The following is a 24,446-nucleotide window of genomic DNA, read 5'->3' as shown; positions in this document are numbered from 1 at the left end:
GGCGGTATCCGCTGTTGGAGTTCAGCTCAGAAAGCGGACCTGTTTCGCCTTGCCCTCCAGCACCTCGTCGCGGGCCGACGTGATCTCGGACCGGTGCGCCACCTCGGGCACTCCGACCTCCCACCACGCCCCGGCCTCCGTCCACGAAGACGGGTGCGTGCGGATCACGACCACGGCCGGGCGCTTCTCCGCCACGGACGCCTCGCGCGCCTTGCGGTAAGCGCCTTCCAGGTCGCCCAGCGAGTCCACGGTGAACACCGCGCAGCCCATCGCCGAGGCGTGGGCGGCGAAGTCGGTGCGCGGGGGTTCGGGGTGCGACGAGGTGCAGTCGGCGTAGAGGTTGTTGTAGCCCGCGCCGCCCTGGCCCGTCTGCAGGCGGTGGATCACGGCGTAACCGTCGTTGTCGCATACGACCGCCACGAAGCCGTGACCTGCGAAGGCAGCGGAGAAGAGCTCGGAGTTCAGCATCAGGTAGCTGCCGTCGCCGAGGAGCGTGGTGACGACGCCTTGTGTGTGCGCGATCGCGGCTCCCCAGGCGCCGGCCAGTTCGTAGCCCATGCAGGAGAAGCCGTACTCGACGTCCATCGTGGACTCGCCGGTGGCCCGCCAGCCGCCGATCAGTTCGCCCGGCAGGCCGCCGGACGCCGTCATGACGTAGTCGGTGGGTTCGCTGACGTCGTTCACGACGCCGACGACCTGTGCGTACGTCGGTAGGCCTTCGCCGGGAGCGCGCAATGAGGTGATGTGGGCGTCCCACTGGGAGCGTTCGGACTGGGCGCGGGCGGCCCAGGACGCCGGGGCCTGCCAGGACGCCAGGACGTCGGTGAGTTCGCGCAGGCCCTCGTCGGCGTCGGCCACGAGGGCGGACGAGCCGTGCTTCACGGCGTCGAAGCGCGCGGCGTTCAGCGAGATCATCCGCACGTCGGGCGAGAAGACGGTCCAGGACGCGGTGGTGAAGTCCTGCAGGCGGGTGCCCACGGCGATGACCAGGTCCGCCTCGCCGGCGAGAACGTTGGCCGAGGTCGAGCCGGTGATGCCGAGCGGGCCGGCGTGCAGCGGGTGCTCGTGCGGAACGAGGGTGCGGCCGGCCGTCGTCTCGACGATCGGGAGGTTGTGCTGTTCGGCGAAGCGCAGGGCCCGGCCCGCCGCGCCCGAGTAGCGGACGCCGCCGCCCAGCACCAGCAGCGGCCTTTCGGCGGAACGGATCGCGGAGGCGGCGTCGGCCAGTGCGCGCACGTCGGGGCGTTGGCGCAGCGGGCGGTGCACGACGGGGGCGAACAGCGCGTCGGGGAAGTCGTAGGACTCCGCCTGGACGTCCTGGGGCAGCGCCAGGGTCACCGGGCCGCAGTCGGCCGGGTCGGTGAGAACGCGCGCCACCTGCGGCAACGTCGACAGCAGCTGCTCGGGGCGGGTGATGCGGTCGAAGTAGCGGCTGACCGCGCGGAACGCGTCGTTGACCGTGGCCGTCGGGTCGTGGAAGTGCTCGACCTGCTGCAGGACGGGGTCCGGTGCGCGGCCGGTGAACGTGTCGCCGGGCAGCAGCAGCAACGGCAGGCGGTTGGCGTGGGCGACGCCGGCCGCGGTGACCATGTTCAGGGCGCCGGGGCCGATCGACGACGTGGCGACGCCGACCTGACGGCGGTGCGTGGCCTTGCCGATGCCGACGGCCGCCAGGGCCATCCCCTGCTCGTTGTGGCCGCGCCACACCGGAAGGCGGTCGCGGACCTCCTCCAGGGCGTTGCCCAGGCCGAGGACGTTGCCGTGGCCGAAGATCGCGAACACGCCGGGGAAGAGAGGCGCTTCCGTGCCGTCGAAGAGTTCCGTGCGCTGGGCCAGCATCCAGCGGACCAGCGCCTGCGCGGTCGTGAGCTTCACTTGACCCGCCCCTCGGCAGTCGTGACCGGGCAACGGGGATCGAGTTCCTGGCTCGCCCAGCTGTCCCGGATCCAGGTGTGGGCCGGGTCGTCGCAGAACGCCATCGAGCGCTCGGGGCCCGGACCGGCCAGCACGTTCAGGTAGTACATGGGATAACCCGGCGCCGCGACGCACGGACCGTGGTAGCCGCGCGGGATCAGGAAGACGTCGCCGTCCCGCACGGTCACGTCCTCGTCGATCGTGCCGTCGCCGGTGTACGTGCGGTGGAAGCCGAAACCGGTGCGGGACGGGGTGATCTGGTCCCGATCGGCGATGCGGAAGTAGTAGATCTCCTCGTTCTCGACCTCGCACGGCTCCGAGGAGTCGTGCTTGTGCGGCGGGTACGAGGACCAGTTGCCGTCCGGGGTGATGAGCTCGCACGCGTTGAGCTTGTCCGCGTGGTCCCACACGCCCGGCGTGCCGAAGTTCGTGACCTGGCGGGTCGCGTTGCTGGAGCCGCGCACCTCGACGGGCACGCCGTCGGCCGGGCCGTACTTCGGCTCGAGCCTGTTCTCGCACCGCGCCATGGGCAGAGCGACCTCGCATACGTCCACAGAGGACAGGACGACCGAGGCGTCACGCGGCACGTAGGCGAAGTCCGTGACGCGGGTGAACACCGAGTCACGGCCCTGCAGCTCGAACCGCTCGGAGTCGACCTCGACCACCAGCGACCCGGCCAGCGGCAGCACGAACGCCTCGAACTCGCCGGTCTCGACCGTGCGCGACCCGCCTGCCTCGATCCGCAGCACGCGCAGACCGGTGTAGGTCCAGCCCGCGTCCTCCGGCGTCAGCGAGATGACGTCGCCGGAGGTCGAGAGCGTCCCGTGTGGACGGTGCAGGGTCATTCCGTGATCCCCTTCGCGGTACGGAGGATTTCGGCGGCGGCGGCGACGGCGGCGGCCACGTCACCGTCCGGCGGGTAGAGCAACGCACGGCCGACGACCAGACCGCGCACGGTGGGGTGCTTCAGCGAACGGCCCCACGACGCGAGGTCGTCCGCGGGATTCGCCGACGGCACACCACCGAGCACCAACGCGGGCAGGGCCGTGGTGTCCAGCACGACCTCCGGCTCCTCCGGCGCGGGCAGCTTCAGCCAGGTGTAGGCCGAGGTGGAGCCGAGCCCGGCAGCCACGGCGGAAGCGCGCGAGAGAGCGGCGGCGTCCTTCTGCAGCACCAGCTTGTCGTTGTGGTCGCGCTTGTACGGCAACGGTTCGACCATGGCCATCAGGCCGTGCTCGGCGAGTTCGGTGACGGCCCGCGCGCAGCCTTCCAGCGTCGGGATCGTGCCGGGGTCCGAGTCGACCAGGCGCAGCAGCATCTTGCCGCCGTCCAGGCCGAACGTCGCGATGGACGACGCGTCGTACGCGGTGAACCTGTCGTCGATCTCCCAGTCCGCACCGGCCAGGCCACCGCGGTTCATCGAACCGATGACCACGCGGTCGTCCAGGCCGTCGAGCAGCAGCAGGTCCTCGATCACGTCCGGTGTGCCGAGCACGCCGTCGACCTCGGGATTCGCCAGCGCCGTGAGCAACCTGGCCAGCAACGAGCGGCGGTCGGCCATCGCCAGCGGGTCGCCGCCGACGCCCAGCGCACCGCGCGCCGGGTGGTCCGCCGCGACCAGGAACAGCGTGGACTTGCCGTTCAGCAACGAGTTGCGCCGCTTGCGGGACTGGTAGGCGCGTCTGATCGAACCGGGGTCCTCCGCCCGCCGCCACAACAGTTCGCGCCACTGGCCGTCGGTGATCACAGCAGTTCCTCGATCTCTTCCTGGTCAGGCATCGCGTCCGCGCACGCCAGGCGGGACGCCACGATCGCGCCGGCCGCGTTGGCGTGGCGGGCGATCTTCACCGGGTCCCAGCCGGACAGCAGTCCGTGGGCCAGCGACCCGCCGAACGCGTCTCCGGCGCCCAGTCCGCACACGACGTCGACCGGGTTCGGCTCGACCGTCCACCGCCCGTCCGGCGTGGCCACGAGCACGCCCTCGGCGCCCTTCTTGACCAGCGCCAGCGAGATCCCGTGCTCCAGCAGCCGTGAGGCGGCCTCGTCGGGATCGGACGTGCCGACCGCGATCTCGCACTCGGTCCGGTTGCCGACGGCGACCGTCACGTGGTCGAGCATCCAGCTGATCTCGGTCCGCGCGGTCTCCACGTCCGGCCAGAACATCGGCCGGTAGTCCAAGTCCAGCACGGTGTGACCGTTGCGGGCCCGTGAAGCCAGCATCATCCGTTGCGAACCACGGGACGGCTCTGCCGAAACGCCCGTGCCCGTCACCCACAACAGCGGGACGTCGCGCACCAGCGACCACGGCACGTCGTCCTCGCCGATGGTCAGGTCCGGCGCGGTCGGCAGGCGGTAGAACAGCAACGGCGGGTCCGCGGGCGGGTTGAGCTCGCAGAACACCACCGGTGTCAGCAGGTCCGGTGAGGTGCCGACGTACTCCGACGACACGCCGAAGCCCTCCAGCGCCTCGCGGACGTAGGTGCCGAAGCCGTCCGGGCCGACCTTCGTGAGCACGCCGGCACGACGGCCGAGGCGCGCGGCGGCGACCGCGACGTTGGTCGCGGTCCCGCCGAGCGACTTGGCGAAGGTGCTGACCTGGGCCAGGGGCACCCCGGACTGCTCCGGGTAGAGGTCGACGCCGACCCGGCCGACGGTCAGCACTTCCAGGGACGTCACGCCTCGACACCCCGCAGCTCGTGCTCCAGCGCTTCGAGCTCGGCACCGCCCGCCATCTGCCGCGTGAGCTCGTTGATGTCGATCTCGGACTTCTCGTAGCTGCCGAGCGCGCGGCCCCGCTTGAGGAGCAGGAACCGGTTGCCGACCGGGTAGGCGTGGTGCGGGTTGTGCGTGATCAGCACGACGCCGAGACCGCGATCACGCGCCTGGGCCACGTACTTCAGCACCACACCGGCCTGCTTCACGCCCAGCGCCGCCGTCGGCTCGTCCAGGATCAGCACCTTGGCGCCGAAGTGCACGGCTCGGGCGATGGCGACGCACTGCCGTTCACCGCCGGACAGCGTGCCGACCGGCTGCTCGACGTCGCGCAGGTCGATGCCCATGTCGGACAACGCCTTCTTGGTGACCGCCTTGCCCTTCTTGCTGTCCAGGAAACCGAACCTGGTCGTCGGCTCGGAACCCAGGAAGAAGTTGCGCCACACCGACATCAGCGGCACGACCGCGAGGTCCTGGTACACGGTCGCGATGCCGTGGTCCAAGGCCTCGCGGGGCGACGAGAACTTGATCTCCTCGCCCTCGACCCTGAACGAGCCCTGGTCGTGCTGGTGGACACCGGCCAGGATCTTGATCAACGTCGACTTGCCGGCGCCGTTGTCGCCGAGCACGCAGGTGACCTCACCCGCGTTGACCACGGTGGACACCTCGCTCAGCGCGATGACGCTGCCGTAGGTCTTGCCGATGTTCTCGGTCTCGATGAGGGACGTCATCGCCTGACCCTTTCCGCCCGGCGGCGCAGCATGTTGTTGACCAGCACGGCCGCCAGCAGCATCACGCCGAGGAACAGCTGGAACCAGTCGCTGTTCCAGCCGGCGTAGACGATGCCCTGCCGGGCCATGCCGAAGATCAGCGCGCCGATCGCCGCACCCACCGCGGAGCCGAAGCCGCCGGTGAGCAGGCACCCGCCGATCACGGCCGCGATGATGTACTGGAACTCGAGGCCGATGCCCTGGTTCGCCTGCACGCTCGCGTACCGCAGGATGTTGATCGAGCCGACGAGCCACGCGGCGAACGCCGTCGTCATGAACAGCAGGATCTTCGACCGCACGACCGGCACGCCGACCGCGCGGGAACTCTGCGCGGCACCGCCGATCGCGAAGATCCAGTTGCCGAACCTGGTGCGCATCAGCACGGTCGAGGCGACGACGGTGAACAGGACCCACCAGATGATCGACACGTAGAAGCTCGTGCCGCCGATCTGGAACGTCGAGGCGAACAGGAAGCCTGCCGACTCGTACCCGGCCGCCTCCCGCATGCCCGACACCTGCACGCTGCCCGTCACCAGGCGCGTGACGCCGAGGTTGAGGCCCTGCAACGCCAGGAAGCTGCCCAGCGTCACGATGAAGCTCGGCAGGCCCGTGCGCATCACGAGCCAACCGTTCAAAGCGCCCACGCCCAGCGCGAACGCGAGCGACACCAGCAACGCCAGCCAGACGTTGAGTCCGAGCTGGGTGGCGAGGAGAGCCGTGACGAGCGCGGTGGACGCGGTCATGACACCGGCGGACAGGTCGAACTCGCCGCCGATCATGAGCATCGCCACCGCGACCGCCATGATCCCGAGCATGGAGGCGTCGTCCAGCCAGGTGGCCGCGCCTCCCACGCTGAGGAACTGCTCGGTGACCACGGAGAAGAACAGGAACACCAGCAGTGCGCCGAGCATCGCGCCGATCTCGGGGCGTTTGATCAGCTGATCCATCGCCCTCGGCTTGCCCAGCCGTTCGTCGGCAGCCGGTGGAGCTGTGGCTGTCACGGTCATCTCCCCGCCTTCCCTTACCTCTTGCCGTTCTTGGCGTACTCCGCGACCTTGTCCACGTTGGACTTGTCGACGAAGCCGGGACCGGTGAGGACGGGCTTGCCGCCACCGAGGGTGTTGGCGTTGTCCTTGAAGAGCTTCAGCATCACGATCGGCAGGTAGCCCTGCTGGTACTGCTGCTGGTCGACGGCGAACAGCACCTCGCCGGACTTGATGGAGCTGACCACGTCGGCGTTGAGGTCGAACGTCGCGACCTGCGCCTTGGAGCTCGCACCCTTGATGGCGGACGCCGCGTTCACGGCGACCTGCGGGTTGAGCGCCAGCACGCCGTCGACCGCGGTGTCGGACTGCAGCTTGGCCTTGATGCGGGCCTCGACGTCGGTCGGGTTGGAGATGTCGACCTGCAGGTTCTCCACCGCGCCGCCGAAGCCGGAGCGGGCGCCGTCGCAGCGCTGGTTGAGGCCCGAGTTGCCGGCCTCGTGGATCACGCAGAGCAGCTTGGTCTTGCCGGCGGCCTTGAGCTTCTTGCCGGCTTCCTCACCGGCGATCGACTCCTCCTGGCCGACGTGCGCCATGGCACCGAACTCCGCGCTCTTCGCGCTGCCGGAGTTGATCGTGATGACCGGGATGCCGGCCTTCACCGCGTTCTCGATGGACGTCTTGAGCGCGTCCGGGTTCGCCATCGACACCACGATGCCGCCGACCTTCTGCGACACGGCGTTGTCGATCAGCTTGGCCTGGGCGCCGGGGTCGCCGTCGGAGTTGTAGGTGACGCCGACGCCGAGCTGCTTGCCCGCGTCCTCGGCACCGACCTTCACGACGCTCCAGAACGCGTCACCCGCGGTGCCGTGCGTGATGACGGAGACCTTGAGGTCGCCCGAGGCCTGCGAGCTGTTGTTGCTCCCGGTGTCCTGGGTGTTCTGAGTACCGGTGGGACCGCTGCACGCGGCCAGCAGAGCAACACCGGCGAGCGCGACGCCCGCACGGAGAACCAGACGAGACTTCATCGTCTCCAGTCCCTTCAGAGGATCTTGCTGAGGTGCGCAAGACTGCGCGCGGTGTCCTGAAGTGGCTTGTCCACCGGACTTCCGTCCTTGAGCTGAGTATCTTGCTCAAGGACGAACCAACCGGTGTAGCCCGCCTCTTGAACGGACTGCACCAGCGCTTCCACGTCCACGTCGCCGTCCCCGAGCGGCACGTAGATGCCCTGTTCCACGGCATCGGTGTAACTGAGCTCGCCGCCGCGCACCTTCGCCGCGATCTCGCCACGCACGTCCTTGAGGTGCACGTGGCCGATCCGGTCCGGGTGGCGGCGCGCCAGCTCGACCGGGTCCGTGCCACCGATGAGGAGGTGGCCGGTGTCCAGGCAGAGCTGGAGATCGGAGTCCGCGAGGAACCTGTCGACCTCCGCCTCCCGCTCGACGTGGGTGCCCACGTGCGGGTGCAGCACGGTCCTGAGGCCGTGCCCGGCGGCGATCTCGCGGATCTTCGCGCAGGTGCCGACGAGCGTCTTCCACTCGTCGTCGGTGAGCTTCGGCGTCTCGTCGTAGCCGTCGAGGCCCGTGGCCGCGGCGAGGACGAGCACCTCGGCGCCACCGGCCTTCAGGATCGCGGCGACGCGGTCCGCCTCGTCCAGAGTGGACTGGACGTCCGTGTGCAGGGTGACGGCCAGGAAGCCGCCGACCAGCGTCAGTTCGTGTCCGCTCAGCAGCGTCTTCAACGCTGCGGGGTCGGCCGGCAGGTAGTCGGGCGGGCCCAGTTCGGTGGCGGTGAGGCCGAGGGCGTGCATCTCGCCCAGCACCGTCTCGGACGGGAGCACGGTGCCCCAGCCCGGTACCTCGCACACACCCCAGGAGATCGGTGCCCCAGCGATCTTCGCCATGCCTAGTTCCCCTCGATCCTCACCGGTGTGCCGCTGCGGCGCGACTGTTCACAAGCTTCTGCCAGGCGGAGGCTGATCAAACTCTCTCGCGCCGGGGACGGATTCGCGACCTCGCCCTTGATGACCTGCGTGAACAGGTTCATCTCGTTGACGTACGCGCGGTGGAAGCGCTCCGGGAAGCCGGGGTAGGCGTCCGCTCCGGCCACGTGACCGCCGGGCTCCAGCGAGTTCAGCGGGGTGCGCGGGTCGACGCCCGCGACCAGCGAGTCCTTGCTGCCCATGACCTCGATGCGGTGGTCGTAGCCGACCGGGTCGTGGCGTCCGCCGGCCAGCGTGGCGTGCGCGCCGCCCTCGAACTTCAGCATCACGACGGCGTTGTCGACGTCGTCGGCGTCGGCGAACGCCTGGTGCACCAGCACGGAACCGGACGCGTAGACCTCGACGACCTTCTGGCCGACGAGCCACGGCACGCAGTCGAGGTCGTGGATCAGCAGGTCGCGGAAGATGCCGCCGGAGGCCGGCAGGTAGGAGAAGTCCGGCGGGTTCGCGTCGTTGCCGATGGCCCTGACCAGGTAGATGTCACCGACCTCGCCCGCCTTGATGCGGCGGTTGAGCTCGTAGATCGCCGGGTCGAAGCGGCGCTGGAAGCCGACGAGCACCTCGACGCCCGACTTCTCCACGTCCTCGACCAGCGCGGTCATCTCGGCGACGTCGCTCGCGATCGGCTTCTCGCACAGCGTCGGGACGCCCCTGCCGATCGCCGCGCGCAGCATCTCGGGGTGGGTGTTCGTCGGGGTGGCCAGCAGGACGCCGTCGACGTCGCCCAGGAGCGTGTCGAGGTCGTCGACCGCCTTGGTCCCGGCGAGCTCCGCTGACGCCTGCGCTGCGCGACCGGGCACCGGGTCGAAGAGGAGCACCTCGTCGACCCGATCCAGTGCGGCGAGGTTGGTGGCGTGCATGGTGCCGATCCTGCCGACACCCGCTACTCCGATCCGCATCGCAGGTTTCCCCTGTTCATGAGCTTGATGTGTTAGAGCGCTCTATTGGTTGGAGCGCTCTAATGCTGTAACTTCGGCCACAGGGTGTCAAGAGGGGAGGTGGTGTCAGGTGGTCAGGCCGACGATGGAAGACGTCGCTCTGCGCGCGGGTGTGTCCCGTGCCCTGGTGTCACTGGTGATGCGCGGTTCACCCAAGGTGAGCGAGTTGCGACGCAGCGCCGTGTTGAAGGCCGCGGAGGAGCTGGGGTACTCGCCGCACGCCATGGCGCGGTCGCTGGCCTCGCGCACGTCGACAGTTCTCGGCGTGATGGTGTCCGACCTGCACAACGCGTTCTTCGCGGAGGTCGTGGACGGCATCGACGAGGTGGCGCGCGAGCAGGGGTTCGACGTCATCATCAACACCGGTGGCCGCTCTCCCGCCCGCGAGCGCCGGGCCCTGGAGTCGCTGCTGTCCTTCCGCCCCGCCGGGTTGATCCTGCTGTCGCCGGTCGTACCCGCGACCGCCATCGGCAAAGCGGCGGAACAGCTTCCCGTGGTCTTGGTGGCCCGGTCGTCCCGCGTGTCCGATGTGGACACCGTGAACGACGACGGCGAGGTCGGCGCACGACTGGCCGTCGACCACCTGGTTTCCCTGGGACATCAGCGGATTGCTCATCTGGATGGTGGTGAGGGCACTCAGGCCGGTCCTCGCCGACGCGGGTACGTCGCCGCGATGGAAGCGCACGGGCTCGTGCCGCAGGTCGTGTCGTCCGAGTACACCGATGCCGCCGGTGCGCGCGCCATCCGTTCGCTGATCACCTCGGACGCTCTGCCGACGGCCATCCTGTCCTGCAACGACTTCAACGCCGTCGGTGCCATTTCGGCTTTGGAGGACGCCGGCCTGCGCGTGCCTCACGACGTCTCCGTCGTGGGGTACGACAACACGTCGCTGGCGGCTCTGCGCCACGTCTCGCTGACCACGATCGACCAGCCCCGTGCCGAGTTCGGCCGGTTGGCCGCCGACGCGCTTCTGCAGCGCGTTCGCGAAGAGCGCACCGAACCCGTGCGCCATCTCCTCACCCCCTCACTCGTTGTTCGGAGTACGACCGCTCCCCCAGGAGGACCGCGTTGAGCACCATCCCCCACTGGATCGACGGCGCCCGCACCAGCGGGGTGTCGTCCCGGACCTCTGACGTCTTCAACCCCGCCACGGGCGAGGTGGCCGCACAGGTCGTGCTCGCCGAGCAGGCCGACGTCGACCTCGCGGTGTCCTCGTCGCTGAAGGCGGCGCAGTCGTGGTCGGAGTCGTCGCTGTCGACGCGCTCCCGGATCCTCTTCGAGTACCGCCACCTGCTGCACACGCACCGCGACGAGCTCGCCGCGATCATCACGTCCGAGCACGGCAAGGTGCTCTCCGACGCGGCCGGTGAGGTGCAGCGCGGCCTGGAGGTCGTCGAGTTCGCCTGCGGCATCCCGCAGCTGCTGAAGGGCGAGCACTCCGAACAGGTCTCGCGCGGCGTCGACGCGTACTCGCTGCGGCAGCCCCTGGGCGTCGTCGCGGGCATCACGCCGTTCAACTTCCCCGTGATGGTGCCGATGTGGATGTTCCCCATCGCCATCGCGACCGGGAACACGTTCGTGTTGAAGCCTTCCGAACGCGATCCGTCCGCTTCTCTCAGGCTGGCCGAGCTGTTCCAGGAGGCCGGTCTGCCCGACGGCGTGCTGAACGTCCTGCAGGGCGACGCCTTCGCGGTCAACGCGCTGCTGGACCACCCCGACGTCGCCGCGGCGTCGTTCGTCGGCTCGACTCCCATCGCCCGGCACGTCTACTCGCGCGGCACGGCGGCCGGCAAGCGCGTGCAGGCCCTCGGCGGCGCCAAGAACCACATGGTCGTGCTGCCCGACGCCGACCTCGACGTGGCCGCCGACGCGGCCGTTTCGGCCGGTTACGGCTCCGCGGGCGAGCGCTGCATGGCGATCTCGGTCGTCGTGGCCGTGGGCCCGGCGGGCGACTCGCTGGTCGAGAAGATCGCTTCGCGGACCCGCGAGCTGCACCCGTCCGTGCTGCCGGGCACCGATCCCGCCGCGCAGATGGGGCCGTTGGTCACCGGCGTGCACCGGGACCGCGTGCGGTCCTATGTGGACGCGGGTGAGGCCGCCGGTGCGTCGCTGGTCGTCGACGGGCGCGGGTACGCGCCCGAGGGTGCGCCGGGCGGATTCTGGCTCGCGCCGACGTTGTTCGACCACGTCACGCCCGACATGACGATCTACACCGACGAGATCTTCGGGCCGGTGCTGACCGTCGTGCGCGCCGAGACGTTCGAGGACGCCTTGGAGCTGGTGAACGCCAACCCGTACGGCAACGGGACCGCGATCTACACCGGTGACGGGCTCGCCGCCCGCGAGTACCAGCGCCGGGTGCAGGTCGGGATGGTCGGCATCAACGTGCCGATCCCCGTGCCGATGGCCTACTACTCGTTCGGCGGGTGGAAGGACTCGCTGTTCGGGGACACGCACGTGCACGGGGCCGAGGGCGTGAAGTTCTACACGCGCGCCAAGGCCGTCACGGCGCGGTGGCCGCAGCAGCACGGTGTGAACCTGGGCTTCCCGACGCACGGCTGACCCGTCCGGAGCAACGGCCGTCTCGATCCCGAGGCGGCCGTTTTCCATTTGGTACGAACCAATTGAAGTGCGGGCAACTCGCTGATCTGCCCCGATGAACTAAGCGAACGATTGTCCTGCTGAAATCTTCCACGATTCGCTGATCATGGAATATCCGGACACGCGCCATCGATTCGACAAAGGTGCTGGACGCGGAGGTAGCATCCGCGTTCAGACAGTCGAACGACTTCCCCCTTTTCGCAGCGCCGGTCCGAGCCGTTACACGCCTGCGCGGGAAAGGGCGAGAACGCCACAGCAGGAGGATCGACACGATGTCGCCCAGCGAGGACGACAGTCCGTTCGCGACGGCATGCCGCGCCACCACCCGCGCCGAATTCGTCGGTGCGCTGAACCAGCTCCGAGTCTCCAGAGGACTGTCGTACCAGCGCGTGTCCGCCAACGCCGGTGGGCTCGCGATGCCGAAAAGCACAGCTCACCTGCTGTGCACGGGCCAGTTCCCGAAGCGGGAGGACCAGCTGCGGGCGTTCCTGACCGCGTGCGGGGAACCCGCGGAGGCCCTCGGCGGCTGGGTCACGCAGTGGCGGCGGTTGTGAGAGGCGAAACGCGGGGGAATTGACAGAAACTGGTCAGGCGAACGCCGTTGGACTCCTTTGGACGCGGTTGCGAGACCTGAAAAACCTGGACGACGATTCAGTTGGCAGTCACCCGTGTGGGTGACAGAATCGTGTTGAGCCGCAATGTCGCAGAGTCCCCGGCGCACGTAATAGCCCGCAATGACACTTCTGCACGTGAGGCTTTTCGTCGTTCTGCCGATCCAGGAGTTCGCATGACCACCACCCCTTACAACGGGGCTCTGCACCCGCGCCGCCGCTGTTCCACCTCGGGTTCCAGCACCGTCCTGCTGGCGACGGCGGCGTTCCTCTTCACCGGCTGGATGCTCGCCAACCACCACTCACCGGTCGCCTCCGTCGCCACGACGACCGCCGTGCTGGCCGTGACGATCACGCTGAGCCGCAGCCGGCCGTTCACCGCGCGGTTCGGCCCGCTGCCGCCCGCGAACCCGATGGTGATCTGGCAGGAGGACGAGCGATGACCCACCACGAGACCGCGGAGCCGCTGGTCACGACGACGGCCGCCGAACTGCGGGCGATGAGCGGGTCCGAGTTCATCGTGCTGCTGCGCAGGATCCAGCTGCGGTCCGGCCTGACGCTGCCGGAGATCTCCCGCCGGGCGGGCACTACGTTGCCGCGCAGCCAGGTGTACTCGCTGTTCCGGCGCTGCAAGCTGCCCACGAAACCGGGGCAGGTGCGGGCGTTCGTGACGATCTGCGGACTGCCCGAACCGCAGGTCGCCCGCGTGATGGAGCTGTGGGCGACGTTGCGCGAGCAGGCCGCGCTCGCCGCATGAGAAAGCCCCCGCCGGGAGAGCGGGGGCTTTCATCAGAACGCGGTCAGGCGTCGACCTTCTCGCGTTCCGGCTCTGCCGACGCGGGAGGCTTCGGCAGGAACCTCCTGATCAGCGGGAAGAACAGGATCACCAGGATGACCACGTACACGACGACCGCCATCGGGCTGTTGACCAGACCGGTCAGCGAGCCGTCGGAGAGCTGCAGCGAACGGCGCATCTGCTGTTCCGCTGCCGGGCCGAGGATGACGCCGATGATCGCGGGCAGCACCGGCAGGCCGTAGCGGCGCATGCCGAAGCCCAGCAGGCCGACCACGAACATCAGCAGCAGGTCGAAGATGTCCGCGTTCACCGCGTAGGCGCCGACCGAGGCGAAGAACAGGATGCCCGCGTAGAGGTACGGCCGCGGGATGCGCAGCAGCTTCGCCCACAGCGGTGCCAGCGGGAGGTTCAGCACCAGCAACAGGGTCAGGCCGATGAACAGCGACGCGATCAGCGCCCACACCAGGCCGGACTCGCGCTGGAACAGCAACGGGCCCGGCTGGATGCCGTACTGCTGGAACGCGGCGAGCATGACGGCCGCGACCGCCGTGGTCGGCAGGCCGAGCGTCAGCATCGTGACGAGGGTGCCCGCGGCGGAGGCGGAGGCCGTGGACTCCGGGCCGGCGACGCCCTCGATGGCGCCCTTGCCGAACTCGTCCTTGTGCTTGGAGAGCCGCTTCTCCGTCACGTACGACAGGAAGGTCGGGATCTCCGCGCCGCCGGCCGGGATCGCGCCGAACGGGAACCCGATCACCGGGCCGCGCAGCCACGGCTTCCAGGTGCGCTTGAGATCGGCCTTCGAGAGCCACGGACGGCCGACGGGGATCGGCTCGAACGGCTTGCGGCGCAGGTGGGCCGCGACCCACAGGGCCTCGCCGACCGCGAACAGGGCCACGGCGACCACGACGATGTCGATGCCGTCGGCCAGGTGCAGCGAGCCGAACGTGAGGCGCTGCTGGCCGGTCATCTCGTCGAGGCCGACCAGGCCGATCGTCAGGCCGATGAGCAACGACGCGAAGCCGCGGATCCGGGAGGCGCCCAGGACCGAGGTGACGGCGATGAACGCCAGCACCATGACGGCGAACAGGTCGGGCGCGCCGATGTCGACGGCGTGCTTGGCCACGAACGGCGCCAGCAGGACGATCAGGATCGTGCCGATGATGCCGCCGGTGAAGTGGCCGATGGCGGCGGCGGCAAGCGCTTGCGCACCTCGGCCCTTGCGGGCCATGGGATTGCCTTCGAACGCGGCCACGACCGCGGCGCTCTCACCCGGTGTGTTCAGCAGGATCGACGTGGTCGAACCGCCGAACATGCCGCCGTAGTAGATGCCCGCGAACATGATGAACGCGCCGGTCGGCTCCATGCCGTAGGTGACGGGCAGCAGCAGGGCCACCGCCATGGCCGGGCCGATGCCCGGCAGGACACCGATCGCGGTGCCCAACAGCACGCCGACGGCGGCGAGCAGCAGGTGAGTCGGCGTCAGCGCGGTCGCGAAGCCGTCGAGCAGTTGTTCCACCTAGAACACCTCCATCAACGGGCCACCGGGGAGCGGGACTCCGAGCAAGTTGTTGAACATGACGAACGTGAAGATCGACAGGCCGGCCGCGATCAGCGGGTCGCGGACCAGGTTGCGGCTGCCGAGCGCGTAGGCGGAGCCCCAGAACAGGATCGCGCCGGAGATCGGGAACCCGACCACGCCGATCAGGGCGGCGTTCGCGAGGAAGGCACCGCACAGCAGCAGGACTGTCTTCCAGTCGGCGGGTGCGGACAGGTCGACGTCCTCGCCGGCTTCAGCCTCGCCCTTGCCGCCCTTCAGGACGTCGCGGGCCAGCAGCGCGGCGACGATGAGCAGCAGCGAGCCGACGAGGATCGGCACGGCCTTCGGGCCGACGGGGCCGCGCTGGGCGAAGTCGGTGGGGATGCGCAGCGCGTCGGTGAGCACCAGCACGCCGAGCACGACCAGCAGGACGCAGATGCCCAGCTCGGAGTGTTCGCGGAGCCAGCTCTTGCGCTGCTCCGGATCGGTCACGGTCGTCATGCCAGCCCCAAGTCCTTGAGCACCGTCGCCACCCGCTTGTTCTCGTTCTCCAGGAAGGTCCTGAACTCGTCTCCCGGCGCGAAGGCGTCCGTCCAGCCGTTGCGCTGCAGCGCTTCCTTCCACTGCGGCGTCCGCTGGAGGTTCTGGAACACCTCGACCAGCTTCGCCTTGTCGGTCGGCGAGATGCCGGGAGGAGCGACGATGCCGCGCCAGTTGGTGAACTCGACGTCCACACCGGACTGCTGCAGCGTCGGCGCGTCGACGCCCTCGATGCGGTCCTTGCTCGTCACCGCGAGCACCCGCAGCGTGCCGGCCTGGATCTGGTCGCGGTACTCGCCGACGCCGGAGACGCCGAACGCGACCTTGCCGCCCAAGACGCTGGCCAGCAGCTCGCCGCCGCCGTCGAACGGGATGTAGTTGACCGTCTTCGGCTGCAGGCCCACGGCCTTGGCGATCAGCATCGGCGCCAGGTGGTCGGGGCCGCCGGGGGCCGAACCGCCGCCGACCGTCACGGTGCCGGGGTTCGCCTTCCACGCGTCGACGAGTTGTTGCATCGACGTGTACGGCGAGTCCTTCGCGACCACGACGATGTCCGGTTCCTCGATCAGCTTCGCGATCGGGGTGGTGTCGAGCAGCGAGTTCGGCGACTTGTTCGTGTACACCGCGCCGACGACGCCCAGGCCCATCGACATGATCAGCTTGCCGTTGCCGCGCTCACCGACCGTGCGGCCGAGTCCGACCGTGCCGCCGGCGCCGGGGAGGTTGAACACCTCGGCGTTGCGCAGCAGGTCAGCGTCTTCCATGGCCTTCGCCGCCGTGCGGGCCGTGATGTCGTAACCGCCACCGGGGGCGTTCGGCACCAGCACTCGCAACGCCCGCACCTGACTGCCCTCGCCGCTGTCCGCACCCGGCGTCAGCAGCGGTGGCACGAGCAGGACGGCGAGCAACGCCGTCGCCACCGCCACCCACACCTTCACCGACACTGTGATCCCCGCCTCTCGTCCGCGTGGTTGGACATGTTGCTCTCGTGTAAACCTTGATGTCGCTCTTGCGCTTCTAAGGTTTCTTTCGGTCTTTCTGGTCACGGGAGGTCTCATGCGTCGCCGCCGTTCCCTGGCCAGCCAACTCCTCGCATGGCAACTCGTAGTCGTCACGCTGCTGCTGGGCGCGGTGGGCGCGCTGACCGTCGTCCAGACGGGCAGCAACTTTCGCTCCAACGAGGAACGCCGGATGCTGTCGGTCGCCGAGACCGTCGCGGCGAACCAGCTGGTCCAGGAGCGGATGGGCAACTGGCGCGAGCTGTCCGCGCCCGCCGAGACCGCCCGCAGCCTGTCCGGCGCCTCCTACGTGCTGATCCTCAACGACCGGCAGCTCGTGATCGCCTCGCCGGACCCGTCGCAGATCGGGTCCACACTGGACACGAGGGACACCGCGCTCGAGGGCAGGTCGTGGACGGGCACGGCCGGTGACTCGATCGAGGCGCACGTGCCGGTGTTCGACCCGGTGAGCCGCCGGGTCAACGGCATGGTGATCGCGGGTGCGGAGGACCCGGGGATCTTCGCCGGCGCGCTCGAGCAGCCCGTCGACGTGCTGCGCTACCTGGCGATCGCGCTGATCATCGGCGTGACCGGGTCGTTGCTGCTGGCCCGGCGCGTGAAGAACCAGACGCTCGGGCTGGAGCCGCACGAGATCACCGCGCTGGTCGAGAACCGCGAGGCGTTGCTGCACGGCATCCGCGAGGGGGTCGTCGGCCTCGACGGGCAGAACCGGATCACGCTGGTCAACGACCACGCGAGCGACCTGCTGGTGCTGCCGGAGGACGCCGTCGGCCGCTCGGTCGAGGAGCTGGAGCTCAACGACCGGCTGCGCGACGTCCTGACGGGCCGCGCGACCGGCGTCGACCAGCTGGTGCTGCGCCAGGGCGTCGTGCTGACGTTGAACCGCATGCCGATCGACGGCGGCGAGGGCGCGGTCGTGACCTTGCGAGACCGCACGGAACTCCTTGCGTTGCAACACGAACTCGACGCCTCGCAGCACGCGACGGACACGCTGCGGGCGCAGGCGCACGAGTTCGCGAACCGGCTGCACACCATCGCCGGCCTGATCTCGTTGAAGGAGTACGACGAGGTCACCAACTACGTTCACCAGATCAGCTCGGCGCAGGACCAGTGGCGGACCGAGGTCGGTTCGTCGATCGGCGATCCCGCCGTGGCCGCGCTGCTGATCGCGAAGGCCTCGCTCGCGGCCGAACGCGGCACGGCGCTGCGGCTGGCCCCGGACAGCGTGCTGGGCAGGGTCGACGAGGCGCTGTCGGCGGATCTGGTGATGGTGCTCGGCAACCTCGTGGACAACGCGCTCGACGCACTGAGTTCGTTGAGCGGCAACGGAAGCGGCAAGTGGATCGAGGTGGGTGTGATGCAGTTGGACGACGAGGTCCAGGTCGTGGTGCGCGACTCCGGTCCCGGGGTGGCGCCGGAGCTCGCGGAAGAGGTGTTCCGGCACGGGTTCACGACCAAGGCGGCATCACACGGCGAACGCGGCATCGGGCTCGCGCTGATCAGACGGGCGTGCCTGCGGCGGGGCGGTTCGGTGAGCGTGTCCGGGTCGGTCTTCACGGCAAGGCTGCCCTGGTGATCCGGGTGCTGGTCGTCGACGACGACTTCATGGTGGCCAAGGTCCACAGTGGATACGTCGCGCGCACCGAGGGGTTCGGTGTCGTCGGGGTCGCCCACAACGGCGCGGACGCGTTGAAGGCGGTCGCCTCGTTGAAGCCGGACCTCGTGCTGCTCGACATCTACCTGCCGGACATGAACGGCCTCGAAGTGCTGAAGTCGTTGCGCGCGAAGGAAGACGTGGACGTCATCGTGATCACGGCGGCGACGGACGTCGACACCGTGCGCAGTGCGATGCGCGGCGGCGTGCTGCACTACCTGATCAAGCCGTTCGACTACTCGGCCCTGCGCGACCAGCTCGCGCATTTCGCGTCGTTGCGGGAGAGGTTCCACGGGCTCCACGCGGCCGGGCAGGCGGACGTGGACCAGGTGTTCGGCGCGCGGCCGACTTCGAAACCCTTGCTGCCCAAGGGTCTGACGCCGGAGACCGCACGGCTCGTGGACAACGCCCTGCGCTCGCACCCGGAAGGCCTGTCGGCGTCGGAGTGCGCCTCGTCGACCGGTGTCGCGCGGGTGAGCGCACGCCGGTACCTGGAGCACTTCGTGTCGATGGGACGAGCCGAGGTCCGGTTGCGGTACGGCGGAACCGGCCGGCCCGAACGGATCTACGCGTTAGTCCCAGGAGCCTGAACGGCCGCGGCCGCGCTTGGTGTCCGCACGGCGCTTCTTCGAGGCGATGCGGCGTTCCTGCGACCCCCTGGTGGGCTTCGTCGCCCTGCGCACCGGAGGCGGTGGCGCGGCGGCGGCCCTGAGGATCGCGGCGAGGCGTTCGCGGGCGGCGGCCCGGTTCTGCAGCTGCGCGCGGTGCTCGGAGGCGGCGATCGTCAGCACGCCGTCGACGAGCCTGCCGGCCAGCCGGTCGAGCATCCGGGCCTTGAGGTGCTCGGGGACCGACGGCGAGGCAGCCAGGTCGAACGAGAGCTCCACACGGCTGTCCGCCGTGTTCACCCCCTGCCCGCCCGGCCCACCCGACCTGGAAAAACGTTCGCGCAACTCGGACGCCGGCAGCACCAGCGTCCTCGTCACGGTCACGTCGTTCATGCCACCAGGTTAGAAGGTCAGGCCGGGTGATGTCGCGATCTTTACGACCGCGTCCCTGCCGAGGACCGGTTCCGGCCTGGTCACGGCGGCGGACACGGGATCGACGTTGTCGCTCCTGACCTCGATCCGGATGCCGTTGGGCCGGACGACGTCGGCGACCCAGCTGACGACACCGCCGGGCTCCTCCCGGAAACTGGTCCGGACGTGGTACCCGGTCACCGGGTCGACGTAGCAGTCCCGCGCCGACGCCGGCTCAGGACACGTGAGGTCCCCAGGAGGAGTGGTGCGGTCGACCGCGACCTTGAGACCGCTCACCCCCCGGGCATCGGTCAGACGCACCGCGGCGTACGGAGATCCGTTCCCCGAGCGGTGCTTCGCCGCCCGCCGGCCCGCGAGGTCGTCCACCGCGACACCCGCCGGGACGACGTTCGTGTCGCGCAGGACGCGGGCGAGCTCGACGTTGAGGTCCAGCGCCGCGAACGTCGCGTCACTGGAGCTCTCGTGCGGCCTCGCGAGGTAGCCGGCGGTGCCCAGCCCGGCCAGCAGCACGAACGCCACGGCCGTCGCGATCGCCGTGCGCCTGCGGGTGAGCTTGGTCTTGCCCTTGCGGATGACCTCGGAGCGGTAGATCCGCAGCTCCGGCTCGTCCTCCAGCAGGGTGCGCAACGCGGCGAGTCCCTTGGCGGCCTGGCTCTTCACCGTGCCCTCCGTCCTGCCGAGGATGCGGGCGGTCTCGGTGATGCTCAGGTCCTCCCAGTACCGCAGCACGACGACAGCGCGCTGCCCCGGCGGCAACGCGTCGAGGGCCTCGCGCAGGTCCAGGTCGGAGGCCGAGTCCGCGACAGCGCGTTCGGGCACGGCGTCGACGGTGCGCTCGCGCTGGAAGAACCCGCGCCGGGTCTCGTCGATGGCGGTGCGCACCAGCACTTTGCGGGAGTAGGCGTCGATGCTGTCCTTGCGCACGCGCGACCAGGCCACGTACATCTTGATCAGCGACTGCTGGACTATGTCCTCCGCGCGGTGCCAGTCGCCGCACAGCAAATAGGCCGTGCGGCGCATGACGAGCGCACGTGCGTCGACGAACTCCCCGAATTCGCGGTCGCGGTCCAAGTCCCCTCCTCGGTCGCCGCTTAGTACGCGGCGACCGACTCAGGAGGTTGCCTCAGAAACGCGGGTGATCGCCAACCAGTGCGGCGCCGCCCTCTTCGGACTTGCTGATCTCGCCGAGCACCCACGCCGGCACGTGGCGTGCGGTGAGCACGGCCAGGGCGCGGTCGACGTCCTCCGGCGCGACGACGGCGACCATGCCGACGCCCATGTTGAACGCCTTCTCCATCTCGTCGCGCTCCACGCGGCCGCGCTGGGCGATGAGCTGGAAGACCGGCGCGGGGGTCCAGGTGCCGCGGTCGAGCTTCGCGTGCAGGCCCTCGGGCAGGACGCGGGCCAGGTTCGCGGCCAGGCCACCACCGGTGACGTGCGAGAAGCCGCGGACCTCGGTCTCGGCGATCAGCGCCAGGCAGTCCTTGGCGTAGATCTTGGTCGGCTCGAGCATCTCCTCGCCGAGGGTGCGGCCGAACTCCTCGACGTGGCCCTCGAGCGGCATGCGCGCGATCTCCAGCAGGACGTGCCTGGCGAGCGAGTAGCCGTTCGAGTGCAGGCCGGACGAGCCCATCGCGATCACGACGTCGCCGTCGCGGACGCGGTCGGGGCCGAGCAGCTTCGAGTGCTCGACCACGCCGACGCCGGTGCCGGAGATGTCGTAGTCGTCGTCGCCCATCAGGCCGGGGTGCTCGGCGGTCTCGCCGCCGAGCAGCGCGCAGCCGGCCTGGACGCAGCCTTCGGCGATGCCCTTGACCAGCGAGGCGATCCGGTCGGGGACGACCTTGCCGACCGCGATGTAGTCCTGCACGAACAACGGCTCGGCGCCGCACACGACCAGGTCGTCCACGATCATGGCGACCAGGTCGATGCCGACGGTGTCGTGCTTGTCCAGCGCCTGCGCGATCGCGATCTTGGTGCCGACGCCGTCGGTGGACGACGCGAGGACCGGCTCCTTCCAGCGGTCGAGCTTGAGCTGGAAGAGGCCCGCGAAGCCACCGATCCCGCCGAGCACCTCGGGCCGGTGCGCCTTGGCCGCCCACGGCTTGAGCTTCTCCACCGCCTCGTCACCTGCGGCGATACTGACTCCGGCGGCGGCGTAGGTGGCCTTGGCGCTGTCGGTCACGTCAACTTCTTCCACTTGGATCCGGGATGCCTAAGGTCGACGCAGGGCGTCTTCGGCACCATAGCCGCTCGCCAGAACGGGAGCGGCCGAGCCCGACACACCCTTGAGGCCCTCGAGCAGGTGCTTGCCGATGAGCGCGTCCTGCGGCAGTTCGATCGGGTACTCGCCGTCGAAGCACGCCGAGCACAGCCGCGACTTGGGCTGTTCGGTCGCGGCGATGAGCTGCTCGAGCGACACGTAGCCGAGCGAGTCGGCGCCGACCGAGCGGCGGATGCCGTCGTCGTCGAGGCCGTTCGCGATGAGTTCCGCCCGCGAGGCGAAGTCGATGCCGTAGAAGCACGGCCACTTGACGGGCGGCGAGGCGATCCGCACGTGCACCTCGAGCGCGCCGGCCTCGCGCAGCATGCGCACGAGCGCGCGCTGGGTGTTGCCGCGCACGATCGAGTCGTCCACGACGACCAGGCGCTTGCCGCGGATGACGTCGCGCAACGGGTTCAGCTTCAGCCGGATGCCGAGCTGGCGGATGGTCTGCGACGGCTGGATGAACGTCCGGCCGACGTAGGCGTTCTTGACCAGGCCCGAGCCGTACGGGATGCCGCTGGCCTGGGCGTACCCGATGGCCGCCGGTGTGCCGGACTCCGGCACCGGGATCACCAGGTCGGCCTCGACCGGGTGCTCCTTGGCGAGGCGGCGGCCGATCTCGACGCGCGTCGCGTGGACGCCGCGGCCGGAGATCGTCGTGTCCGGGCGCGCCAGGTAGACGTACTCGAAGATGCAGCCCTTGGGTTCGGGGGTCGCGAACCGGGTGGACCGCAGCCCGTCCTCGTCGATCGCGATCAGCTCGCCGGGCTCGACCTCGCGCACGAAGCTCGCGCCGACGATGTCGAGTGCGGCGGTCTCGCTCGCCACGACCCAGCCTCGTTCCAACCGGCCGAGCACCAGCGGGCGGACGCCGTGCGGGTCGCGCGCCGCGTACAGCGTGGACTCGTCGGAGAAGGTCAGGCAGTACGCGCCCTTGACCGTCGGCAGCAGCTCCAGGGCGGCCTGCTCGATGCCCTTGTCTGCCGCCGCGTGGGCGAGCAGGGCGGTGAGGATGTCCGAGTCGGTCGTGGCGCCGTTGCGGCTGCTGATGCCGAGGCTCTTGGCCTTCTCCAGCAGTTCGGCGGTGTTCACCAGGTTGCCGTTGTGGCCGAGGCTCAGCGCGCTTCCGGTGGCCGTCGTGCGGAACGTCGGCTGCGCGTTCTCCCAGGTCGTGGATCCGGTGGTGGAGTAGCGGCAGTGCCCGACGGCCACGTGGCCCTTGAGGCTCTGCAGGACCTGCTCGTCGAACACCTGGCTGACGAGTCCGAGGTCCTTGAAGACGACGACCTGCGTCCCGTCTCCGACCGAGATGCCGGCCGCCTCCTGCCCGCGGTGCTGCAGGGCGTAGAGGCCGTAGTAGGTCATCTTCGAGACGTCTTCACCCGGAGCCCAGACGCCGAAGACGCCGCACTCCTCACGGGGTTCCTGTTCGGACTGGGAATGGTCGTCGACCACCGAATTGGCTCCCTCACGCATGGGGCTGGCTTCAACCCGAGTGTAAGTGGAGCACCACGTGGTAGACCCCCCTCAGACCCCTGGTGAGGTGATGAAACTCATGCCTTCCGGCACTTTTCGAGCTCCAGCGGGACACCGTTGAGGTAACCGAACTCCTCGGACACCTCCCGCGCCGCGCAGATGATCTCGCGCGTCAAGCCTTCTTGCACTTGCTGATCTTCGTGGCGTCCGCCTCGTACCGCACGGCGCAGACCACGCCGTCCTCGACGCCGACGGTGCCGGCGATGTCGTGCTCGAGGACCCACGCGCCCTTGAGGTGGTCCTGTTCCGCGTCCTCCGGCAGGGACCCGACGGGCTCGAGCCTGACGCGCTTCTCGACCGCGCCGCTCTCGTCGATCTTGTGGTCGAAGAACTCCACGACCTTGAAGCCGACGTCGCCCTGCCAGTTCGAGCTGCAGCCGGCCAGCGCGAGCAGGCCGGCCAACGCCACGATGGTCTTCCGCATCAAGCCTTTTTACAGTTCCTCAGGTGCGTCACGACGTTCGAGTTGCCGAAAGCGCTCCCCTTCTCCTGCTCGACGGCGCAAAGCACCTCGTCACCGACCTGACCGCCTTCGATCAGGTTCGTCTGCAGGAGCTGCCTCTTCAACTGCTCGGGTTCGAGCGTGCCCTGGGGAGCCTCGTCCACCGGTTCGAGCTTGAAGTACACGGTCGGCGAGTTGCTCTCGTCCACCGCGACGATCTTGTAGCGAACATCGGCCTGCCAGGTTGAGCCGCAGGCGGTCAGCGCCAGGCAGCTGAGGAGGACCACGGCGAGCTTGCGCATCAGTGACCCCGTCCGACCTGCAGGACGTCCAGCACGCGCCGGTCGCCGGTCATCTCCTTGAAGTTCATCCTGTTCCAGAGCCAGAAGTAGACGACCTCGGCCTCGCCGGTCACCTGCGCGTCGCCGTCCTCACCCGGTGCCGCGGCACGGATCACCGGCACCTCGCCCGGCACCAGGGAGATCACCCACGACTCCGGCACGTCGGTCGGCCGGACCACGGCGGTGCCGGTCACGTCACTCGGCACGTCACCGTCGAGCTGGGCCGCGACGATCGTGGTCAGCACCTCGTCGATGCCGTCGGCGCAGAGGTCGGGATCCGTGGCCACGACCTGGCGGACGACCGTCTGCGCGTCGAACCGGCGCAGCACGGTCTCGTGCGCGATCCGGCGGTGCCACACCCACGCGAGGTCAGGCGCGGCGGGCGAGAACGTCCAGACGGCGCGGTTTCCCGGCACCGCCGACAGGATCTCGGCGGCCGCGGTGATCTGCAGGTCGAGGTACTGCAGCGGGGTGAGTCCCGCCTGCGGGGGCGGCGGCTGCATCGCGGTGCGGCTGCCGGTGCGCAGGTACTCGGTGGAGGTCTCCAGGAAGCGCCCGAGGTGGATGACCAGGTCCTGCACGGTCCAGCCCGGCCGTGTCGGCACCGGAGCGGAGGGGTCCGCGTCCGCCACGGCCTTGCGGAACAACTCGGCCTGCTCGATGAACACAGCGGTCCACCGCTGGGCCGTCCACCCTGTCTGCACCATGAGCGACATCGTGCCCGAAACGCTCTTCGGGTGAGTG

The 24,446-nt window shown here is 69.4% G+C and carries 26 protein-coding genes; 7 read left to right on the top strand and 19 right to left on the bottom strand.

All coding sequences use genetic code 11. From position 1 onward, the window contains the following. Positions 1-21: 21 nt before the first annotated feature. Genes iolD through IE307_RS11760 form a run of 9 tightly spaced genes read right to left on the bottom strand, consistent with a single transcriptional unit; the run spans position 22 to position 9,280 of the window. Positions 22-1,875, bottom strand: coding sequence for a 3D-(3,5/4)-trihydroxycyclohexane-1,2-dione acylhydrolase (decyclizing) (gene iolD, locus IE307_RS11800; protein WP_191297949.1), 1,854 nt, complete (start codon positions 1,873-1,875; stop codon positions 22-24). After that, positions 1,872-2,759 (bottom strand): 5-deoxy-glucuronate isomerase, encoded by an 888-nt coding sequence (iolB, locus tag IE307_RS11795; protein ID WP_191297948.1) that lies wholly within the window; start codon positions 2,757-2,759, stop codon positions 1,872-1,874. Before iolB ends, iolD begins: the two co-directional genes overlap by 4 nt. Continuing rightward, positions 2,756-3,661 (bottom strand): Cgl0159 family (beta/alpha)8-fold protein, encoded by a 906-nt coding sequence (locus IE307_RS11790; protein ID WP_191297947.1) that lies wholly within the window; start codon positions 3,659-3,661, stop codon positions 2,756-2,758. Before IE307_RS11790 ends, iolB begins: the two co-directional genes overlap by 4 nt. Further along, positions 3,658-4,590, bottom strand: a complete 933-nt coding sequence (gene iolC / locus IE307_RS11785; protein WP_191297946.1) for a 5-dehydro-2-deoxygluconokinase — start codon at positions 4,588-4,590, stop codon at positions 3,658-3,660. Before iolC ends, IE307_RS11790 begins: the two co-directional genes overlap by 4 nt. After that, a complete protein-coding gene (locus tag IE307_RS11780; RefSeq protein ID WP_191297945.1) occupies positions 4,587-5,357 on the bottom strand; it encodes an ATP-binding cassette domain-containing protein in 771 nt (256 codons plus the stop codon). The genes iolC and IE307_RS11780 overlap by 4 nt, the downstream gene beginning before the upstream one ends. Then, a complete protein-coding gene (locus IE307_RS11775) occupies positions 5,354-6,403 on the bottom strand; it encodes an ABC transporter permease (RefSeq protein WP_191297944.1) in 1,050 nt (349 codons plus the stop codon). The genes IE307_RS11780 and IE307_RS11775 overlap by 4 nt, the downstream gene beginning before the upstream one ends. A 14-nt stretch (positions 6,404-6,417) precedes the next feature. After that, entirely contained in the window at positions 6,418-7,407 is a 990-nt protein-coding gene (locus IE307_RS11770; RefSeq protein ID WP_191297943.1) for a sugar ABC transporter substrate-binding protein, read from the bottom strand. A gap of 14 nt (positions 7,408-7,421) precedes the next feature. Then, on the bottom strand, positions 7,422-8,282 hold the full coding sequence (locus IE307_RS11765) for a TIM barrel protein (RefSeq protein WP_191297942.1): 861 nt from the start codon (positions 8,280-8,282) through the stop codon (positions 7,422-7,424). Between the two features lie 2 nt (positions 8,283-8,284). Beyond that, entirely contained in the window at positions 8,285-9,280 is a 996-nt protein-coding gene (locus IE307_RS11760) for a Gfo/Idh/MocA family protein (RefSeq protein ID WP_191297941.1), read from the bottom strand. A gap of 109 nt (positions 9,281-9,389) precedes the next feature. Between IE307_RS11760 and IE307_RS11755 the strand changes: the two genes are divergently transcribed. The 5 genes from IE307_RS11755 (at position 9,390) to IE307_RS11735 (ending at position 13,288) form a co-directional block, all read left to right on the top strand. After that, positions 9,390-10,391 (top strand): LacI family DNA-binding transcriptional regulator, encoded by a 1,002-nt coding sequence (locus IE307_RS11755; protein ID WP_191297940.1) that lies wholly within the window; start codon positions 9,390-9,392, stop codon positions 10,389-10,391. Then, on the top strand, positions 10,388-11,881 hold the full coding sequence (locus IE307_RS11750; RefSeq protein ID WP_191297939.1) for a CoA-acylating methylmalonate-semialdehyde dehydrogenase: 1,494 nt from the start codon (positions 10,388-10,390) through the stop codon (positions 11,879-11,881). The genes IE307_RS11755 and IE307_RS11750 overlap by 4 nt, the downstream gene beginning before the upstream one ends. A 311-nt stretch (positions 11,882-12,192) precedes the next feature. Beyond that, positions 12,193-12,474, top strand: a complete 282-nt coding sequence (locus IE307_RS11745; RefSeq protein WP_191297938.1) for a hypothetical protein — start codon at positions 12,193-12,195, stop codon at positions 12,472-12,474. 233 nt (positions 12,475-12,707) lie between these two features. After that, positions 12,708-12,974 carry a hypothetical protein gene (locus IE307_RS11740; RefSeq protein ID WP_191297937.1) on the top strand — a complete coding sequence of 89 codons (267 nt, stop codon included), beginning with the start codon at positions 12,708-12,710 and terminating at the stop codon, positions 12,972-12,974. Next, positions 12,971-13,288 (top strand): hypothetical protein, encoded by a 318-nt coding sequence (locus IE307_RS11735; RefSeq protein ID WP_191297936.1) that lies wholly within the window; start codon positions 12,971-12,973, stop codon positions 13,286-13,288. Before IE307_RS11740 ends, IE307_RS11735 begins: the two co-directional genes overlap by 4 nt. A 43-nt stretch (positions 13,289-13,331) precedes the next feature. On the opposite strand, the gene IE307_RS11730 is transcribed toward IE307_RS11735, so the two are convergent. Genes IE307_RS11730 through IE307_RS11720 form a run of 3 tightly spaced genes read right to left on the bottom strand, consistent with a single transcriptional unit; the run spans position 13,332 to position 16,330 of the window. Beyond that, the gene (locus tag IE307_RS11730; protein ID WP_191297935.1) at positions 13,332-14,843 is read right to left on the bottom strand and encodes a tripartite tricarboxylate transporter permease; all 1,512 of its coding nucleotides are present in this window, start codon (positions 14,841-14,843) and stop codon (positions 13,332-13,334) included. Continuing rightward, positions 14,844-15,365: a tripartite tricarboxylate transporter TctB family protein gene (locus IE307_RS11725; protein ID WP_191297934.1), complete on the bottom strand. Its 522-nt coding sequence runs from the start codon at positions 15,363-15,365 to the stop codon at positions 14,844-14,846. It lies immediately after the preceding gene. Continuing rightward, positions 15,362-16,330, bottom strand: a complete 969-nt coding sequence (locus IE307_RS11720; RefSeq protein WP_229904696.1) for a Bug family tripartite tricarboxylate transporter substrate binding protein — start codon at positions 16,328-16,330, stop codon at positions 15,362-15,364. The genes IE307_RS11725 and IE307_RS11720 overlap by 4 nt, the downstream gene beginning before the upstream one ends. 130 nt (positions 16,331-16,460) lie before the next feature. Between IE307_RS11720 and IE307_RS11715 the strand changes: the two genes are divergently transcribed. Both IE307_RS11715 and IE307_RS11710 read left to right on the top strand, forming a co-directional pair. Continuing rightward, positions 16,461-17,999: a sensor histidine kinase gene (locus tag IE307_RS11715; protein WP_191297932.1), complete on the top strand. Its 1,539-nt coding sequence runs from the start codon at positions 16,461-16,463 to the stop codon at positions 17,997-17,999. After that, entirely contained in the window at positions 17,996-18,667 is a 672-nt protein-coding gene (locus IE307_RS11710) for a response regulator (protein WP_191297931.1), read from the top strand. Before IE307_RS11715 ends, IE307_RS11710 begins: the two co-directional genes overlap by 4 nt. Here IE307_RS11710 and arfB read toward each other — a convergent pair. The 7 genes from arfB to IE307_RS11675 form a co-directional block, all read right to left on the bottom strand. Further along, a complete protein-coding gene (gene arfB, locus IE307_RS11705; protein WP_191297930.1) occupies positions 18,650-19,078 on the bottom strand; it encodes an alternative ribosome rescue aminoacyl-tRNA hydrolase ArfB in 429 nt (142 codons plus the stop codon). The two genes, IE307_RS11710 and arfB, sit on opposite strands and share 18 nt — an antisense overlap. Positions 19,079-19,087: 9 nt before the next feature. Further along, entirely contained in the window at positions 19,088-20,188 is a 1,101-nt protein-coding gene (locus IE307_RS47420) for a SigE family RNA polymerase sigma factor (RefSeq protein WP_191297929.1), read from the bottom strand. A gap of 52 nt (positions 20,189-20,240) precedes the next feature. Beyond that, a complete protein-coding gene (purM, locus tag IE307_RS11695; protein WP_191297928.1) occupies positions 20,241-21,302 on the bottom strand; it encodes a phosphoribosylformylglycinamidine cyclo-ligase in 1,062 nt (353 codons plus the stop codon). 30 nt (positions 21,303-21,332) lie between these two features. After that, a complete protein-coding gene (purF, locus tag IE307_RS11690; protein WP_191297927.1) occupies positions 21,333-22,859 on the bottom strand; it encodes an amidophosphoribosyltransferase in 1,527 nt (508 codons plus the stop codon). Between the two features lie 172 nt (positions 22,860-23,031). Beyond that, the gene (locus tag IE307_RS11685) at positions 23,032-23,343 is read right to left on the bottom strand and encodes a hypothetical protein (protein ID WP_191297926.1); all 312 of its coding nucleotides are present in this window, start codon (positions 23,341-23,343) and stop codon (positions 23,032-23,034) included. After that, positions 23,343-23,663: a hypothetical protein gene (locus tag IE307_RS11680; RefSeq protein ID WP_191297925.1), complete on the bottom strand. Its 321-nt coding sequence runs from the start codon at positions 23,661-23,663 to the stop codon at positions 23,343-23,345. The genes IE307_RS11685 and IE307_RS11680 overlap by 1 nt, the downstream gene beginning before the upstream one ends. After that, on the bottom strand, positions 23,663-24,409 hold the full coding sequence (locus tag IE307_RS11675) for a maleylpyruvate isomerase N-terminal domain-containing protein (RefSeq protein WP_229904629.1): 747 nt from the start codon (positions 24,407-24,409) through the stop codon (positions 23,663-23,665). Before IE307_RS11675 ends, IE307_RS11680 begins: the two co-directional genes overlap by 1 nt. Between the last annotated feature and the right edge of the window lie 37 nt (positions 24,410-24,446).

Origin of the sequence: Lentzea cavernae, from assembly GCF_014653695.1 — a bacterium.
Lineage (GTDB): Bacteria > Actinomycetota > Actinomycetes > Mycobacteriales > Pseudonocardiaceae > Lentzea > Lentzea cavernae.
Note: the sequence above shows the minus strand (reverse complement) of the source record. Positions and strands in the feature narration are given on the sequence as shown.